This is a genomic window from Limibacter armeniacum (genome assembly GCF_036880985.1).
GTDB classification, from domain to species: Bacteria; Bacteroidota; Bacteroidia; order Cytophagales; family Flammeovirgaceae; genus Limibacter; species Limibacter armeniacum.
Genome location: NZ_JBAJNO010000008.1, coordinates 1,684,351 through 1,699,651, shown reverse-complemented (window position 1 = coordinate 1,699,651; position 15,301 = coordinate 1,684,351). Strand labels below are relative to the sequence as shown.

12 protein-coding genes are annotated in these 15,301 nt (G+C 39.0%); 5 read left to right on the top strand and 7 right to left on the bottom strand.

Annotation, left to right across the window (positions count from 1 at the left end):
* Positions 1 to 13: 13 nt before the first annotated feature.
* The 4 genes from V6R21_RS13040 to V6R21_RS13025 all read right to left on the bottom strand — a co-directional run bounded on the left by V6R21_RS13040 (position 14) and on the right by V6R21_RS13025 (position 5,871).
* Entirely contained in the window at positions 14 to 580 is a 567-nt protein-coding gene (locus V6R21_RS13040) for a precorrin-2 dehydrogenase/sirohydrochlorin ferrochelatase family protein (RefSeq protein ID WP_334244060.1), read from the bottom strand.
* 25 nt (positions 581 to 605) lie between these two features.
* A complete protein-coding gene (gene cobA / locus V6R21_RS13035; protein ID WP_334244059.1) occupies positions 606 to 1,382 on the bottom strand; it encodes a uroporphyrinogen-III C-methyltransferase in 777 nt (258 codons plus the stop codon).
* A 45-nt stretch (positions 1,383 to 1,427) separates the two neighbouring features.
* Positions 1,428 to 3,545 (bottom strand): nitrite reductase, encoded by a 2,118-nt coding sequence (locus V6R21_RS13030; protein WP_334244058.1) that lies wholly within the window; start codon positions 3,543 to 3,545, stop codon positions 1,428 to 1,430.
* A gap of 448 nt (positions 3,546 to 3,993) precedes the next feature.
* On the bottom strand, positions 3,994 to 5,871 hold the full coding sequence (locus V6R21_RS13025) for a glycosyltransferase (protein WP_334244057.1): 1,878 nt from the start codon (positions 5,869 to 5,871) through the stop codon (positions 3,994 to 3,996).
* Between the two features lie 228 nt (positions 5,872 to 6,099).
* On the opposite strand from V6R21_RS13025, the gene V6R21_RS13020 reads away from it, so the two are divergent.
* From V6R21_RS13020 to V6R21_RS13005, 4 genes are all read left to right on the top strand, one after another.
* Positions 6,100 to 6,489 (top strand): YbjN domain-containing protein, encoded by a 390-nt coding sequence (locus V6R21_RS13020; protein WP_334244056.1) that lies wholly within the window; start codon positions 6,100 to 6,102, stop codon positions 6,487 to 6,489.
* A gap of 15 nt (positions 6,490 to 6,504) precedes the next feature.
* A complete protein-coding gene (locus V6R21_RS13015; RefSeq protein WP_334244055.1) occupies positions 6,505 to 7,224 on the top strand; it encodes a PspA/IM30 family protein in 720 nt (239 codons plus the stop codon).
* A gap of 476 nt (positions 7,225 to 7,700) precedes the next feature.
* Positions 7,701 to 10,226: a PspC domain-containing protein gene (locus tag V6R21_RS13010; RefSeq protein ID WP_334244054.1), complete on the top strand. Its 2,526-nt coding sequence runs from the start codon at positions 7,701 to 7,703 to the stop codon at positions 10,224 to 10,226.
* 268 nt (positions 10,227 to 10,494) lie between these two features.
* Positions 10,495 to 11,757: an asparagine synthetase B gene (locus V6R21_RS13005; RefSeq protein ID WP_334244053.1), complete on the top strand. Its 1,263-nt coding sequence runs from the start codon at positions 10,495 to 10,497 to the stop codon at positions 11,755 to 11,757.
* A gap of 84 nt (positions 11,758 to 11,841) precedes the next feature.
* Here the strand turns inward: V6R21_RS13005 and V6R21_RS13000 are convergent, their stop codons facing one another.
* Together V6R21_RS13000 and V6R21_RS12995 are read right to left on the bottom strand one after the other, a co-directional pair.
* Positions 11,842 to 12,810: a DUF4178 domain-containing protein gene (locus V6R21_RS13000; protein WP_334244052.1), complete on the bottom strand. Its 969-nt coding sequence runs from the start codon at positions 12,808 to 12,810 to the stop codon at positions 11,842 to 11,844.
* A 312-nt stretch (positions 12,811 to 13,122) separates the two neighbouring features.
* Positions 13,123 to 13,725: a YceI family protein gene (locus V6R21_RS12995; protein ID WP_334244051.1), complete on the bottom strand. Its 603-nt coding sequence runs from the start codon at positions 13,723 to 13,725 to the stop codon at positions 13,123 to 13,125.
* A gap of 533 nt (positions 13,726 to 14,258) precedes the next feature.
* Between V6R21_RS12995 and V6R21_RS12990 the strand changes: the two genes are divergently transcribed.
* Positions 14,259 to 14,579 (top strand): hypothetical protein, encoded by a 321-nt coding sequence (locus tag V6R21_RS12990; protein ID WP_334244050.1) that lies wholly within the window; start codon positions 14,259 to 14,261, stop codon positions 14,577 to 14,579.
* 82 nt (positions 14,580 to 14,661) lie between these two features.
* On the opposite strand, the gene V6R21_RS12985 is transcribed toward V6R21_RS12990, so the two are convergent.
* Complete coding sequence (locus V6R21_RS12985; protein ID WP_334244049.1) at positions 14,662 to 15,297, bottom strand: DUF1684 domain-containing protein; 636 nt, start codon at positions 15,295 to 15,297, stop codon at positions 14,662 to 14,664.
* Positions 15,298 to 15,301: the final 4 nt, after the last annotated feature.

Genomic DNA, 15,301 nt, shown 5'->3' with positions numbered 1-15,301 from the left:
AAGTGTGTACCATTTAAAACACTTTCTTTGTCAAGTCATTTAATGCTTTGACTTTATGTGCGAAATCATCTTTCAGTTTAGACCTAAATACCTGAAGATTATCCATTAGTTCCTGCACCTCGTCTGGCAATGCCTCCTCCAGATACTCTCTAATTCTTTTGGCAAGCGTTGGTGATTTCCCATTGGTAGAAATACCAATCTTCAAGTCACCTTTCTGCACTACTGAACTCAGATAAAAGTCACATAAATCAGGTGTATCAGCCACATTGGTCAACAAATGCTTTTCTGCTGTCACCTTTTTGATTTCCTCGTGTAACTCCCTTTTATCAGTAGCCAGAATAACCAAATGTTTCCCATTCAAGTCTTCCCATTGAAACTCTCGGTAATGCAACTTTACTGTAGGATAATCTGTTGCCAGTTCTTCTACCTCTTTCCTGATTTCTGGAGCAACCAAGTTCACCTTAGCTTCAGGGCTGTTTTTCAGTACAGCTGACAGTTTTTCGTGCCCAACTGCACCACCCCCAACAATTAGCAGCTCCAGCTGATCCAGTTTCAGGAAAATAGGATAAAGTGTATTCATCTAATTCTGTTTTAAATCTTCAAGTTTATGATGAGTAAGCTTTGACCTTTTCCGAAATTTCTAACGGAAACTCCTTGTGCAAAGCGGCAACCTCACCTACCACAATTACAGCAGGCGAACCGAGTTGCTCTTTCTCAGCAATTTCGACAATCGAACTCACTGTTCCAACTCCCACTTTCTCGTCTGGCATAGAGCTATTCTGTATGATTGCAACAGGCATATCTTGTTTTCCAAAAGCGGAAAAGACATTCATGATTTCCTGTAGCTTTTTTGTTCCCATCAGAATCACCACAGTTGCAGTGGATTGAGCTGCCAATGCAAGATCTGATGAAAGTTCACCAGATTTTGTTGTACCTGTCACAACCCAAAAGCTTTCACTGATACCTCTTCTGGTCAAAGGAATATTCTGTAACCCTGCTGCGGCAACTGAACTTGTAATACCCGGTATATAAGTGGTCGGAATACCGAAGCTCTCTGCGTACTGCATTTCTTCATGTCCTCTACCAAAAATAAAAGGATCACCACCTTTCAGCCTTACAACATGTCCTTTTGACAATGCAAAGGAGACAATAAGCTTATTGGTATCTTCCTGCTTTACACTATGGTGCCCTGCTCTCTTTCCTACAAAAACCTTCTCTGCGTGAGCAGGTGCATAATCCAGCAATTCCTTGCTTACCAATGCATCATACAATACCACATCAGCCTGCGCCAATGCTTTAGTACCTTTAACAGTAATCAAGTCAGGATCTCCTATTCCAGCTCCCAAAAGGGTAAGGTGTGGACGTTTGTTGGTTGTCGCCATGTCAATTCGGTCTTTTAAGTTCTCATCAATCAAATCCCGATGGGCTTACGCTGAAATGGCTTGCCTACGAAGATCCTTAACTGTTTGCAGGAATGTTGCTGCCTGAGCAATGAAAGTCTCAGCAAATTCCTTAGTTGGTTCATTTTTATTAATCTGAAGTACCAGATCAGTGAAAGAGCTATCCAGTTTTATTTTTCCAGCATCTACATAATGCTCATCAAATGCCTTCAGGATAGTAGCCTGTGACTTCAGTTTCACATCCTCTGAAAGTAGTAAAGCTTTTGCTCCGTTTACCAACACATTGTATGCATGGTAGATAGCGTCTGCATATTGACCTTTCGCAAAGGATTCCTGAGCCCATTCATATTTCTCTTCTGTTTCAAAGATCAATGTAGCTACAAGGTCAATGATGACGCCAGCACATTCACCTACAGCAGTCTGAACAGCAAATTGCTCTTTACGACCCCAATCGATATAATCGGCAGCTTCAAGTGCATCCAAGTCAGCCAATGGCTTAAGCAACTCATAAAAATAGTTCTTGCCTTGACGCTCAAAGTAATCACTGAAGTACTCACCATCCAGTTTATGCTCGTCGTAGTCTTCCAAAACAAAACGAAGGACATGTGGACCTTTCTTAGATGGCACTTTGATTACTTTTTCAGCAACCCTGCCATTACCTTCTCCATCTATACCTCCGCCAAGAAGTACCTGAAGGGCTGGCAACACCATACCATTCTTTCTGTTTTTCAGTGAGCTACCATGAAAGCCTATACTTGCGATACCATGCTGACCACATGAATTCGGACAACCACTGATTTTTATCTTGATATCATTATTGGTAATCAAATCAGGATATTCCTTCTCAATGACATCTTCCAATACTTTTGCAATACCTGTGCTGCTTGAGATACCCAGGTTACAAGTATCTGTTCCAGGGCAAGCTGTAATATCTACTGTGGTATCAAAACCAGGCACTGCCAAACCAAGCGCATCCAGCTCTCTGTATAAAGCAGGCAAAGCCTCTTTACGAACATACTTCAGCAAGGCACCTTGGTTGATTGTCAGACGAAGGTCATCCGCTGCATAACGCTCTACTATTTCTGCCAGTTTTCGGGCAGTATCTGTATCTGTATTACCTAATAGAACTTTCAGGAATACGCCATAGTAACCTTTTTGCTTCTGCTCAAAAACGTTGGCTTCCAACCATTTCTGATACCTTTCAGAAGTTGGTTCCTCTACTTGCTCATAGTTACCATATTGGTCGCTGAAAACAATTTCAGTAGTATTCCCTGCATTGCCAGCTACTTTATAAGACTTGTTTTTGAGTGCAGTCCATTCTTCTTCAACCAGACTCATCAAAGCCTCCAGACCGATCTCATTCAACAAGAACTTCATTCTTGCTTTATGTCTTCTCAGACGTTCACCATGCCTGTCAAATACTCTCAACAGCGCCTCTGTAAATGGAATCAGCTTATCTTCTTCCAAAAAGTCATAGGCAACTTGTGCCAAAGATGGCTGGGCACCCAAGCCACCACCAACTAACACCTTAAAGCCACGTACTTCTTCACCATTTACAATCTTGATCCTTGGAATTACCCCAACATCATGGATCAACGTAAATGCAGAATCTTTATCTGATGACGAGAAAGCAATCTTGAACTTTCTACCCATTTCCTGACAAACTGGGTTTCTCAAGAAGTAAGTAAACATTTCATGCGCATATGGAGATACATCAAAAGGCTCTGCAGCATCCACACCTGCCTTTGCTGATGCTGTAATATTCCGTACTGTGTTACCACAAGCTTCCCTCAATGTAACCTGATCCTGCTCAAGTTCAGCCCAAAGCTCTGGAGTACGTTCCAAACTCACATAGTGAATCTGAATATCCTGACGAGTGGTAATATGAAGGTGACCATTGGAATACTTGTCTGCTACTTGGCTGATTCTCCTCAACTGTCGTACAGTCAGCTTACCAAAAGGGATCTTGATTCTGATCATCTGAACCCCTGGCTGACGCTGTCCATAGACACCACGTGCCAACCTAAGGCTTCTGAATTTTTCATCATCTATCTTACCATCCTTAAACAAGCGGATTTTCTTCTCCAACTCAATGATATCATTTTCAACTATCGGATCTTCCAGTTCTGTTCTGAAGCTTCTCATTTATCAAGCAATTTATAATTCTGATACTTTTATTCTACTTAATCTATTTACCCTATAATTTCTATAGAGTATGTGGCTTTAAAAATTAAAATAAAACCTCGAGGACTTGCCGTGAGGTTGAACCAATAAGAATACAGGAATTAACTATTGGAGTGAGTTAAATGTTTTCTTGGGTTTCCTAAAATGTTCACAGTGAGGCAAGCTACAAAGGTTTTATCTCTGACAGCAACACATTCGTTGCATTTGGTAAAACAGGCTTGCGTTCATAATAGCTAAGACTTTATTGTGAATTTTTTAATAAATCAATTCAAATGTTCGTTTCAGACATCAAGTCTAATACATTGGCTACAAAAATGGAAATAATATTTAGAAATATTACATCAAATAATAAAAAAATAACAGACAGGTAGCTAAATAAAGTTCAGATACCTGTCTGATAAATAGCTTATCAAACCACTTTAAAGTCTGTTTTAGCCTTTTCAAGCCCCATTCTATAGGCTTTTATATAATACTTCTCCAGCTCTTCCCAGTCAAAATGTACTGATGAGCGTTCTGTAGCGTTCCGAAGGTCAATTCGCTCACGCAAGTTCAAACATACATAACGGAACATCGTCTCTGCCAAATCTTCAGCCGACTGGTCAAAGTTACCGTGCCTTCTTTTGACCACATAGATACCTTCGTAGTCTGATCTGCTCAAATTATTGGCTACAAAATCACCAAAACCTGCCAAGTCACTTGTTACGGCAGGTACACCACTCGCCACACATTCCAATGGGGTATACCCCCAAGGTTCGTAATAGCTAGGGAATATGCCTAGATGACAACCTCTGACAAAGTCATTGTACTCCATTCCAAAAAGTGGATTTATGGATGAAACAAAGTCAGGATGGTACACTACTTTTACCCTATCATGCGCATTATTCACCAAGTTGGCCTTTCTCAAGAAATCAAGGATTTCATCCTGACTATCATTGATCAGATTGTGAGTCACCACCATTGGCAAACTATCCGTTTTCCACGACTGCACTGTCCTTCTAAGGCGGAGTCTCATGCTTTCGTCTACCAACTCATTTAAGTTAGGCATGACGTTGCCTTTACTCCGTGTAACCTTATAAAACAGCTTATCGCCTATTTCCCTCTGTATCTGGTCTACAGTTTTTCTAATCTCCCCCATTACTGCCCGTGACTGCAAGGCATGTGGGTTAATGGAATAGTAAGGCTGTTTTGTAATAAAGAAGGCTACAACTGTTTTGTTGATTCCGTGGAACCTCATCTTGGCATTAAGTCTTGCCAGTGCTTCCAATGTCAGGTCAAAACCCTTATTACGGTACTCATACCTGCCAGAAGTAAAGAAATACATGGTATCATCCAGATCAAAACTATAGCTCTGGAAGAAGTGTCCCATTACAAACTCATGGATTTTCTTCTTGTACTCAATATGCAGGTTCTGAAAATGGTGCATAGCCTCAAAACGCTCCAAGTTGATTCCGTTTGGCATCACCGCATCCACCTCTCTACCCAATAAGTAACGACACTCATTGGCTGTCACCCTACTTACTGTAGAAAAGACATGTGCTCCATGTGCTGCCGCCCTTTCTATGGCCACTTCAGGCATGATATTGTAATGCGTAGCCCAAAAGTCCCAAGCATACCTATCTCTTGTCAGATTAGTATAAAAATTGGGATCATTCATGGCCAGATAACGTCCGAGAATCGTCGCATGGGTTGTAAATACCGAAATCACAGGAAGCTGTCTTCGCCTAATTTCAGGAATGGACAAACCTACCATCCACTCATGAAAATGGGCTATAACATTTTTCTCATAATTGTTGATATCCGAAAGAACTTCGATAAACTTAGTGATCTGCTCCGAAAGCATGATGACATTATCCAGCAAAGGATTGCCATCTCCACTAGGAATTTTATGCCGCTCCCAGAGGTCTTTTTTGCATTCCACCAGTTTCCAGGCTTCATTCCATGGGTTAAAAAGCACTACTTTGGGTCTGCCCGCTACCAGCCAGTACCCATAATGTACTTCGTACCCCATACCTCTCATGGCTTTGACAGCTTTACTGACAAGGTCATTGCCATCATCTGAAATTGGTTCAAACACCGCTGCTACATTTCCATGAATATATGGGCCTATTAGACAATAATTCTCATGCCCCCATCGTGAAATGGCTGTTGGGACTTTGGAACGGATCACAGTATGGATACCTCCAACTTGGTTACATACTTCCCAGGCTATCTCCAGCAATAATGTTTTACTCACTTCTTTGGAAAAGGATAAGGGATCATTGGTTTTTGTTCTGATGTAAGATGTCATGCTTGCTAAGACATTTTTCGATAATGATAATTCGCAACCGATTTCTGTAATGAAATTACAAGAAAAGTAGAAATTATACTAAAAAATGACGCTGTAATGAAAACTTATTATTGATTGTAACTTTTACGAAAAGCAACTAACTTCTCTACATGATAACTTTTATAAGATATTATCCGTAAAATCACGTAATAATGCAATTTTGCTTATTCTTAAACCTTAAAATCTGAGATGAACCATTTTGAAAAAGTTCGTGACTACCTGCTAGACTTAGGGTACAACATCACGCATGAAGATTCAACTGAAGAGCTGTTTGTGATTCAGGATGAGGAAAAAAACTTGATGAATGTAATTGTTGATTGTGAAGATCCTATCCTGATTATTGAAATGCCGATCATTGAAATCAAGGATGATGCAAGTGTATACAAAGAACTGCTGATCAAAAACAGAGAAATTGTACATGGCGCATTTACATTGGACAATGATGGCAAGAAACTGATTTTCAGAGACACCTTACAGCTTGAGAATCTTGACCTAAATGAATTGGAAGGCTCTCTTAACTCTTTGGCTCTTTTGCTTTCAGAGTATTACAACCAACTTATCGAATACGCAAAAAATTAAACACATAATTAGACTATGTCCATATTTAAAAGACTTTTCGGGATTGGCTCTTCAGAGATCAACTCTGCTATTGACAAGCTGGAAGATCCCATCAAAATGACTGAACAGGGAATCAGAGACCTAAAAACTGACCTGAACAAGAGTTTACAATCTTTGGCTGAGGTAAAGGCTGTGACGATCCGTACCCGCAAAGAGTATGAGCAGCATAAAGAAACTGCTATCAGCTATGAGCAGAAGGCTGTGATGCTGCTGCAAAAAGCAGAAACAGGGCAACTGGACCCTTCGGAAGCTGACAGACTTGCTACTGAAGCTTTGAACAGAAAAGAGCAAGAAGCGCAAGCGGCTGCTACTCATATGAAAATGCTTCAGCAAAATGAGTCTCAAGTGGCTCAAATGGAACAAAATGTTCAAAAGCTGAAATCTCAGATTTCGAAATGGGAGAACGAGGCGAAAACGCTGAAGGCACGTGCTAAAGTAAGTGAGGCTAGTGCTAAACTGAATAAGACTTTAGCTAATATTGATTCTTCTAGCACATTGAACATGCTTGAGCGCATGAAAGAGAAAGTAGAACAGAAAGAAGCACTTGCTGAATCCTACGGACAAATTTCTGACGCCAATGTTAGTATTGATGATGAAATCAATAAAGCAATAGGCCCAGGCAATACCGCTTCTAGCTCTATTGCTCTTCAGGAATTGAAAGCCAAGCTTAGACTGAATCAGAAAAACGAAGAATAAGATTTATTCTTTTAATAAAATACAAGGCTACCACTCAATGGTAGCCTTTTTTATTTACCTCCTACTCCATCCTTAAATACCTGCCATTATTTTAATTCTCACCAATCATATTTGTTTCGCTTATTGTTAAAAAATTACTTCTAAAACAAGAGATTGTAATCAGTTCTTCTTCTCTAAGAAAAACATGTAAGCATGTTCATTTTTATGGATTTACGTCCAAATACGGACAGTTTCACAATTGCTTTATAAATAAGAAAAGTCCTAAAACACTACACACAACCCCTCCATAGTTGCTCATTATCAATGATTTATACATAGTTAGGCTTTAACGCACCATATATGGCTTTGAAGTTGTTATACACAAAATGTATCTTGGAATGTGATAAGCAGGATTTTATAAACACCTGACTTACTTTTCAAGCTATTTCTAGTGTCAAATAGAATGAATATAATTTTAATTAGCGATAAGGGAGGAAATGGATCAATTCAAAAGCATTAACATAGGTGGCGTTATTTTTTACATTGAAGCTGATGCGAAAGAAAAGTTTATCAAGTATAAATTCGCCGTTGACCAATATTTTGCAGAATTCAAGCAAAGCGATCAGATCATTCACGATATTGAAAGCCGCATTGCAGAAATTTTCCTGTCAAAAGTTAGTGCCAGCAAACAGTTTATCACTGTTGAAGACGTCAATGACTTGATCAAGTCAATGGGCAGTATTGAAGGGTTTGCTGACGAAACAGATGAACCGCTTTATCGAAAAAATGAGGCAGACCAATCATTTCAGTCTTCTCATACTTCACAAAAACGAGCTTATCAAGAAGATACTTTTGCTACAGCACAAAACGAAAATCTTCATTTGTACCGTGACATGAATCGAAAGCTTCTTGGAGGCGTTTGTGCAGGTACAGCTCATTACTTCCATATAGACCCACTTTGGGTTAGGCTTGGCATAATTTTACCGCTTTTCCATTTCTATGATAGCTTTTACTTCTGCTTAGGTTTATCCATTCTTTATATAGTGGCATGGATGTTCATTCCTGGAAGCAGCGAGCTGAAACCAGATCAAAGAACAAAGATATTTTTCCGAGACCCTGACCAGCAAGTGATAGCTGGTGTTGCAGCTGGTGTCAGCAATTATCTAGGCATCGGTATAGTCCCTGTCAGGCTTATTTTTGTGGTCACCACCCTTATCAATGGGCTTGGTTTCTTTCTTTACGTCGTTTTGTGGATGATTTCACCAAAGGCTAGGTCTTTAAAAGACAAGATGCAAAGTAGCGGGCAAGCCATAAACCTTGAGAATATTGAGCATTTTGTCAAAAAGAAGTTTGCAGGATTTGACTCTAGCGAACGTTTTAGCTCAGAAAATTTCAAGCGTACAGGACAAAGAATTAGCTCAGAAGTATCTGACCTTTTTAATAATGACAGTTTTCTGGTCAAATTGATGAGGCTTGTAGGTATTTTTGCAGGTTTCATCATGATGATTGTGCTCTTTGTCATGCTTACGATGAGTGGATTGGCATCAGCCTTTGGTCTAAAGCTATTTACCGTTTCTCAACTTTTAGGAGATGAAACGATCCTCAATATCAACAATGAAGAGCTTTTACCATATGATGTAGCCCTAATTGATACTTTCCAGTATACCTTACCCAACACGTTAGTCATTGCGATGTCCTTAGCGGTAATGCTACCCCTCATATATATGGGACTGGTAAGCATTTCAATGATTGCATCAAAGTGGGTAATCGGTAAGAAAACCCATATTGTAATGGGAGGTATTTGGCTAGCCTCATTGGCTGTAACAGGCACTAGCATTGGAGCATTTCAGCTTGAGTACAATGCCTCAGGTTCATATCAGGAAGATGTACAAATTCCAATTACAACTCCTTACCTGCGCATTACTTCCGATTTTCTAGGAATGAATGACCTTACTAAGGTCTCTCTTGACATAAAAGGGTATAATGGCGATGACCTTAAAATCATCAATCATTTTTCTTCCAAAGGAAAAACCAGACAGTTAGCCATTGCTAATGCCAGAACTATCATACATGATATTAAATATGACCATGATGTCTTGAATATAAACTCTCATTTCAAGCTGACTCATGGCGCGCCATACAAAAAACAAAAGCTACACCTGACACTTATGATTCCTTCAGGTGTACCTTTCATGATTGAAGATGCTACTAAAACACTATTAGAAGATAAAGGTGTTGGCTTCTTCGATCCATTCATGCAAAACAGAATGTGGGTATTTACAGAAGAGAACTTCTTGCAGGAGTATGACGTGAATATGGATTCCCTCAATGCATCTCATCTGCAACACCCAGCCATTCCTCCTACTCCACCTACACCTCAAATGGCTCCACCCGTTGTGCAAAGTATAACAGATATAGATGCGTTGTTAGCACACTTGCCAATGGTCAAAAAGGTATTAGACCCTTACAAATCTGTTTGTATCGAAGGGAATATTACAGTGGTAGTAAAGCAAGGCAACAAGCATTATGTAAAGGTGCCAGAGCCAATTGACCGTTCTTTAAGGCTTAGGGTAAAAAACAATGAACTGCATATTTCAAAAGGAAATGGGCAGACAGAACAGGATATATTGCCAATTGTTGTCTATATCAAAGACCTATCGAGTATCAAATATAATGGTAGTGGACAACTGATCTTAGATGAGATTGCATCACCATGCCTCACTATGGACTTAGAAGGCACTGTCAATACTTCAGCTGTGGTAAATGCAGAAAAGCTGGTGGTTACCTCGTCAGACTATGCTAATGTAATAATTGCTGGTACTGGAGATTTTCTACAACTGAAAGTTGGAGGATATGCCAATGCCATCACTAGTGATTTCAAAGTGGATAATATCAAGGTTAAGACATCGGGCAATTGTAATGTCATAGTCTATGCTGATGAACGTGCAGAGGTATTCAGCAACCCATCGTCCAATGTTCAGGTACAGGGTAACCCTTCCGTTATGCTGCATACAGAAAATTGATTTACTTAAAATGTCTAAATAAAATAGGACCGTTCCTCCTTCTTATAAGGTATGGGAACGGTTTTTTTATTTTTTGAACATGCTCATTTTTCCAATGTTTAGTGCAATTGATAAGAAGGCTTTATATTTACATTGGAACAAAGTTTTGGATTTTACCTTAGGATTCGGTAATTGTATATAAGGAGGATTCAATAAACCTGTCGGTCAGACCTGATTTTAAGGCTGACTAAACTGACATTACAATTCAAAAGAAATCCGTATATCAGTCATGAAAAAAACCATACTGACACTACTTACATTGTTGTGCCTTCAAATTCCATTGCAGGCATCCTATTTACTCGTCCCGATGGACGAATCGCAAACCAATCACTTAAAAGCTTATGGTATCACCTATTGGGTACTGCAAAAAGAAGTAGAAGCAGAATGGCTTTTGAACTATAGAGGTGGAAGCTTTTTGTTTGAATATATACAAGAGTTTGAAAATGAGTTAATCATCAGAAATGTTTCTTACGAAGTCATTTCAGATGCTCAAGCGGTCGAGATCAAGCGATTCATTTCCAATCCAGAAGCCAATATGGATGTGATGAAGCTTGAGGTTGCACCAAAAATTGCAGTTTATTCTCCCCCTGCCAAAATGCCGTGGGATGATGCTGTAACAATGGTACTTACCTACGCTGAAATCCCTTACGATGTTATTTTTGACGATGAGGTGATGTTGGACAGACTACCTCAATATGATTGGTTACACCTTCATCATGAAGACTTCACAGGGCAGTACGGAAAGTTCTTCAGAGTGTATGGCAGAAAGAAATGGTACATCGATAACCAGAAAAACTTTGAGCAGTCAGCCAACAGGCATGGCTTTGCAAAAGTATCTCAACTGAAACTGGCTGTAGTCCATAGAATTCGTGACTTCGTTTCAGGTGGAGGCTTTCTGTTTGCCATGTGTTCAGCCTCTGACACTTATGATATAGCACTCTCAGCTGAAGGCGTTGACATTTGTGACTACATGTATGATGGAGATCCTCCCGACCCTAACGCACAAAGAAAAATTGACTTTGGGAAAACATTTGCATTCAAAGATTTTGAACTCTTTATGAACCCTTACAAATATGAATACTCTAATATTGACAATCAGGTATTTGAAAGAGGGTTGAGTGAAGAAAATGACTACTTTAAACTCTTTCAGTTTTCTGCAAAATGGGATCCAATTCCAACCATGTTGACTCAGAATCACCAAAGAATCATCAAAGGGTTTATGGGACAGACAACTGCATTCAAGAAAAACCTGATCAAAAGTGATGTCATCATAATGGGTGAAAACAAAGAGATCAATGAAGCCCGATACATTCACGGAACATATGGCAAAGGTACTTGGACATTCTACGGTGGTCATGACCCTGAAGATTACCAGCATTTTGTTGAAGAGGAACCTACGGACTTGAACCTTCATCCAAACTCTCCAGGGTATAGGCTTATTCTAAATAATATTCTTTTCCCTGCAGCTAAGAAAAAGAAACAAAAAACCTGATTTTGATAAGGTATAAAAAGAAAGAAACCACATTTATATTTCTTGATATAGATGTGGTTTCCTTTTTAATATCAATTCAAAACACTAGAACATATCATCGTCATGAGGATTATCGGTGTCTTGAGGTGGTAATATCTCAGTAAAGTTGTAAGGAGAAACTATTTCTGCGTAAAATGCCTTGAATTCCCTTCTCTCTACTTGTTCTACCCTAACCATCTTCTTTCGCTCCTCATTATAGTAATCCCAAATATTAGTTCTGATTCCTAATTCCCTTTCCGTAATATTGAAAGCATACCCTTCTCTATGTTCATCCCTGAAGTAGCGTTCCCCCTTATAACTCAAGACATTTTTAGGTCGCTGTTTCATCAGAATATCAGTATCAATATCCTCATCTATAGCATAAACATTCACCTTATCTCCTACCATCAACTGAAGGTATTCACTTTCTTTCCTAACTATCAGCAGCTTTTGGTCTGTGTGCTGCATCAACTTAAAGAACCTTTCTGAAGTTCCATTATCCCAATCATACTGAATATGCCTTGTCACGCACCAAGTCTTCATCTCAAAATCCAGTAAATACCCCGTTTTCAGATGTTCAAGCGTCAAATTGGAAGGATCAAAAGGTATTTCCATTGAACGAGGTAACATACGGTTACTCCTTGCCACATTGCTCCGATCCATTATTCGTTCATGGTTGGCAAGTCGATATTTTAACATCACTTTCCTGTAAACATTATGAGAAAGTTGGGGGATTGTAAAGTTTTTGGTATACCAATAGTAGGCTCCTGCGGCTGCCATAGGCCAAAACACTTCAGCCTGTGTTACCAGAAAAAAAGTGGTAAAAGTGATTACATTCCGGTGTCTTCGCTGGCGTTGGATTTCCCTCTCAAGGCAGATATAATATTCATTCTGGAATTTCCCTGGCAATGATTTGAGCTTGTCCTCTAGCTCTGCCTCAGGCTGAATCTGACCGAATGAAGGCCAAATATGGGTTTCCAGTCCATCTTTTATGTCCTTGAAAAAGGCTGATATTTTTTCAAAAGCTTTCTCCATCAGTGATTGGGTTGACTGTGTGGTTGAGGTACAATTAGTTAAGGTTACGATAGAAATGCAGCATGCTGTTGAATTGTAAAAGACATTAAATCAAAAACCAGCCCACCGATAAGTGAGTTCAGAGGATTCTTTGCAATGTCTTTTCTGACTATTGATAATGTGCCGTTAGTAGCTACTTTAATATAACTGTAAATACGGAAATGATAAAGGTTAGTAGAAGCAATCAGTAAAAAGCACCTTATGTTCCAGAGAACTAAAAAGCCTACCTATTTATATTCATAGGTAGGCTTCATAAAATGATATTTATCTTAATTATTGGTTAGCTACCAAGTCAAGGTTGATTTCAAAGTCATCATAAATCATCTTGTCTCCAAGATCAGAAAAGAAGCTTCCTGAGCCATACTTGACATCAAACTTCGTTCTGTCAACAGTGATTGTTGCTGCAGCTGTAAGTTTGTTGTCTTCTATGGTTACTGATGCAGGGAATGAGATCTTGTTTGAAATACCTTTGATTGTCATGTTCCCTGTAATCTCATATTCACCACCACCTTTCTCATCCGCTTTCTCAATTTCAAAAGTCGCCTTAGGAAACTTTTCTACCGAGAAAAAGTCATCAGACTTCAGGTGTCCTTCCAGTTTGGCTTTATCATCAGCACTTTCAAGATCAGTATTGTTGATGGTGGACATATCAATGGTAAAGTTACCTCCTACCAACTTTCCGTCTGAAACTTCAACTGCTCCGTCAGAAATCTTGATTGTTCCTGTATGCTGTCCTGTCACTTTTTTCCCAACCCACTCCATCTTACTCGCTTCGGAATCGACCTTGTAAGTGGATTTTGGCTCATATAGTTTAAAAGATGTTATGCCTACTACCATACAGGTCAGCAGCAGGATAATTGTGTGAGTAGTTTTCATAGCAGATTCTGTTAATGGTGTCACTTCACCAATAGTTTTTATTGATGTTAAAACAACCGTTTGAATTGACTAATATAAAATTTAGCTCTTTTTTTCAATTGAGACAATTCTCCCCATATTCATAGCCTTATACCTAACCTCTCCTACTCATTACCAATCTAAAAAACAGTTTTAACACGCTTAATAATGGTGATTTGACTTAAGAAAGTTTAACCATCAGTACACACTAGATTAGTACCCAAACTATTTTACTGATCTGCTTTTTTAATTGCTTATCAAAAAAAATTCAAAATATTCAATGTTTAAACTTCAAAAAGATTAAACCATATTTTATTCCACCAACATTTAAGTGTACAGGTAACATTTAAATATAACACAGTATACATTAGATTATTTATTCGCTAAAAAGAAGAGAATTATTACCTCAATATTACATTTTTTGTCCTGATTATGATGGGAATATGACATTCCCTACTTAAATTTGTAGTACAACCGATTGCGAAAGGTATTTTCACTAGATCAACACCCCGAATATGACGACTACTATCAACCGATTCTCGACACGAAAGATGCCTTCTTCAGTAGAGGAGGCACAGAAAAGGTTGCTTTACGTGACTGAAGAACTGACCAAAATGCAACAGCAGCTGCTCAACGATGTGAGTTTCAGTCTGTCTGTTGATTTCCAGAAAGGGTTCAAGGAATTGAACCGTCAGATCATGTCAATTAAATCAAATGCAGGTATTCTGCTTAATGATTTAAGGACTGAGACTCTACAGGCGACTCTTCAGGTAGAGTCAAATGCCGTGGTTTTATCGCAAACACTAGAGAATTTCCTTAACCGTTATAAAGCATAAGCTGAATAACTTGTTAAGCAAAAAGGAGCCAACCGTTTCATTACAGTTGACTCCTTTTTTGTTTTAGTCCAGACTTACTCACTCAATCATGGGATTTGTAAGTCTTTTCACCGGCTAGTACTTGTATATCCAAATGGTTGCCTTGCGGAGGAATAACACAATCATAATTGGTATTATAAGCACAGTATGGATTATAGGCTTTATTAAAGTCCAAGTCAACCTGCTTCTGGTTACCTTTCACTTCCAAATTAATGTATCTCCCTGCCCCATAGGTTTCATGTCCTGAGGTTTCATCAGTGAAAGCGAGAATCAACAAGTTTTCCATTCCTTTAATTGGGAACTCATCCTGCAAAAGCGCTACTCTATACTCCTCTCCTTTCAAGGTAAATACAGCATATGCTTTTTTGACATATCGGCGATCATTGCCTTTTGATGTCTTGACCGTCATTACATCCTTGAATCCTACCCATTCAAGGTCGGCTTTGACATTAAATACAGGATCTGGCTCAAAGTATTTAAGACCTTCAAAGTAAGCACGGTCTTCTTGCTCTAGTGGTGACTCACTCTCTTTCAAGAACTTCTCATGGTTTTCTTTTCTGAAAGCCTCGATCTCTGCCATGTACATTTCAACATTCTGCTCATTATTCGTATTGCTAAGCATATAAAATGCACTTCCGACTACTCCAAGCAATACGATAATTCCGATTACCTTCTTCATTTAT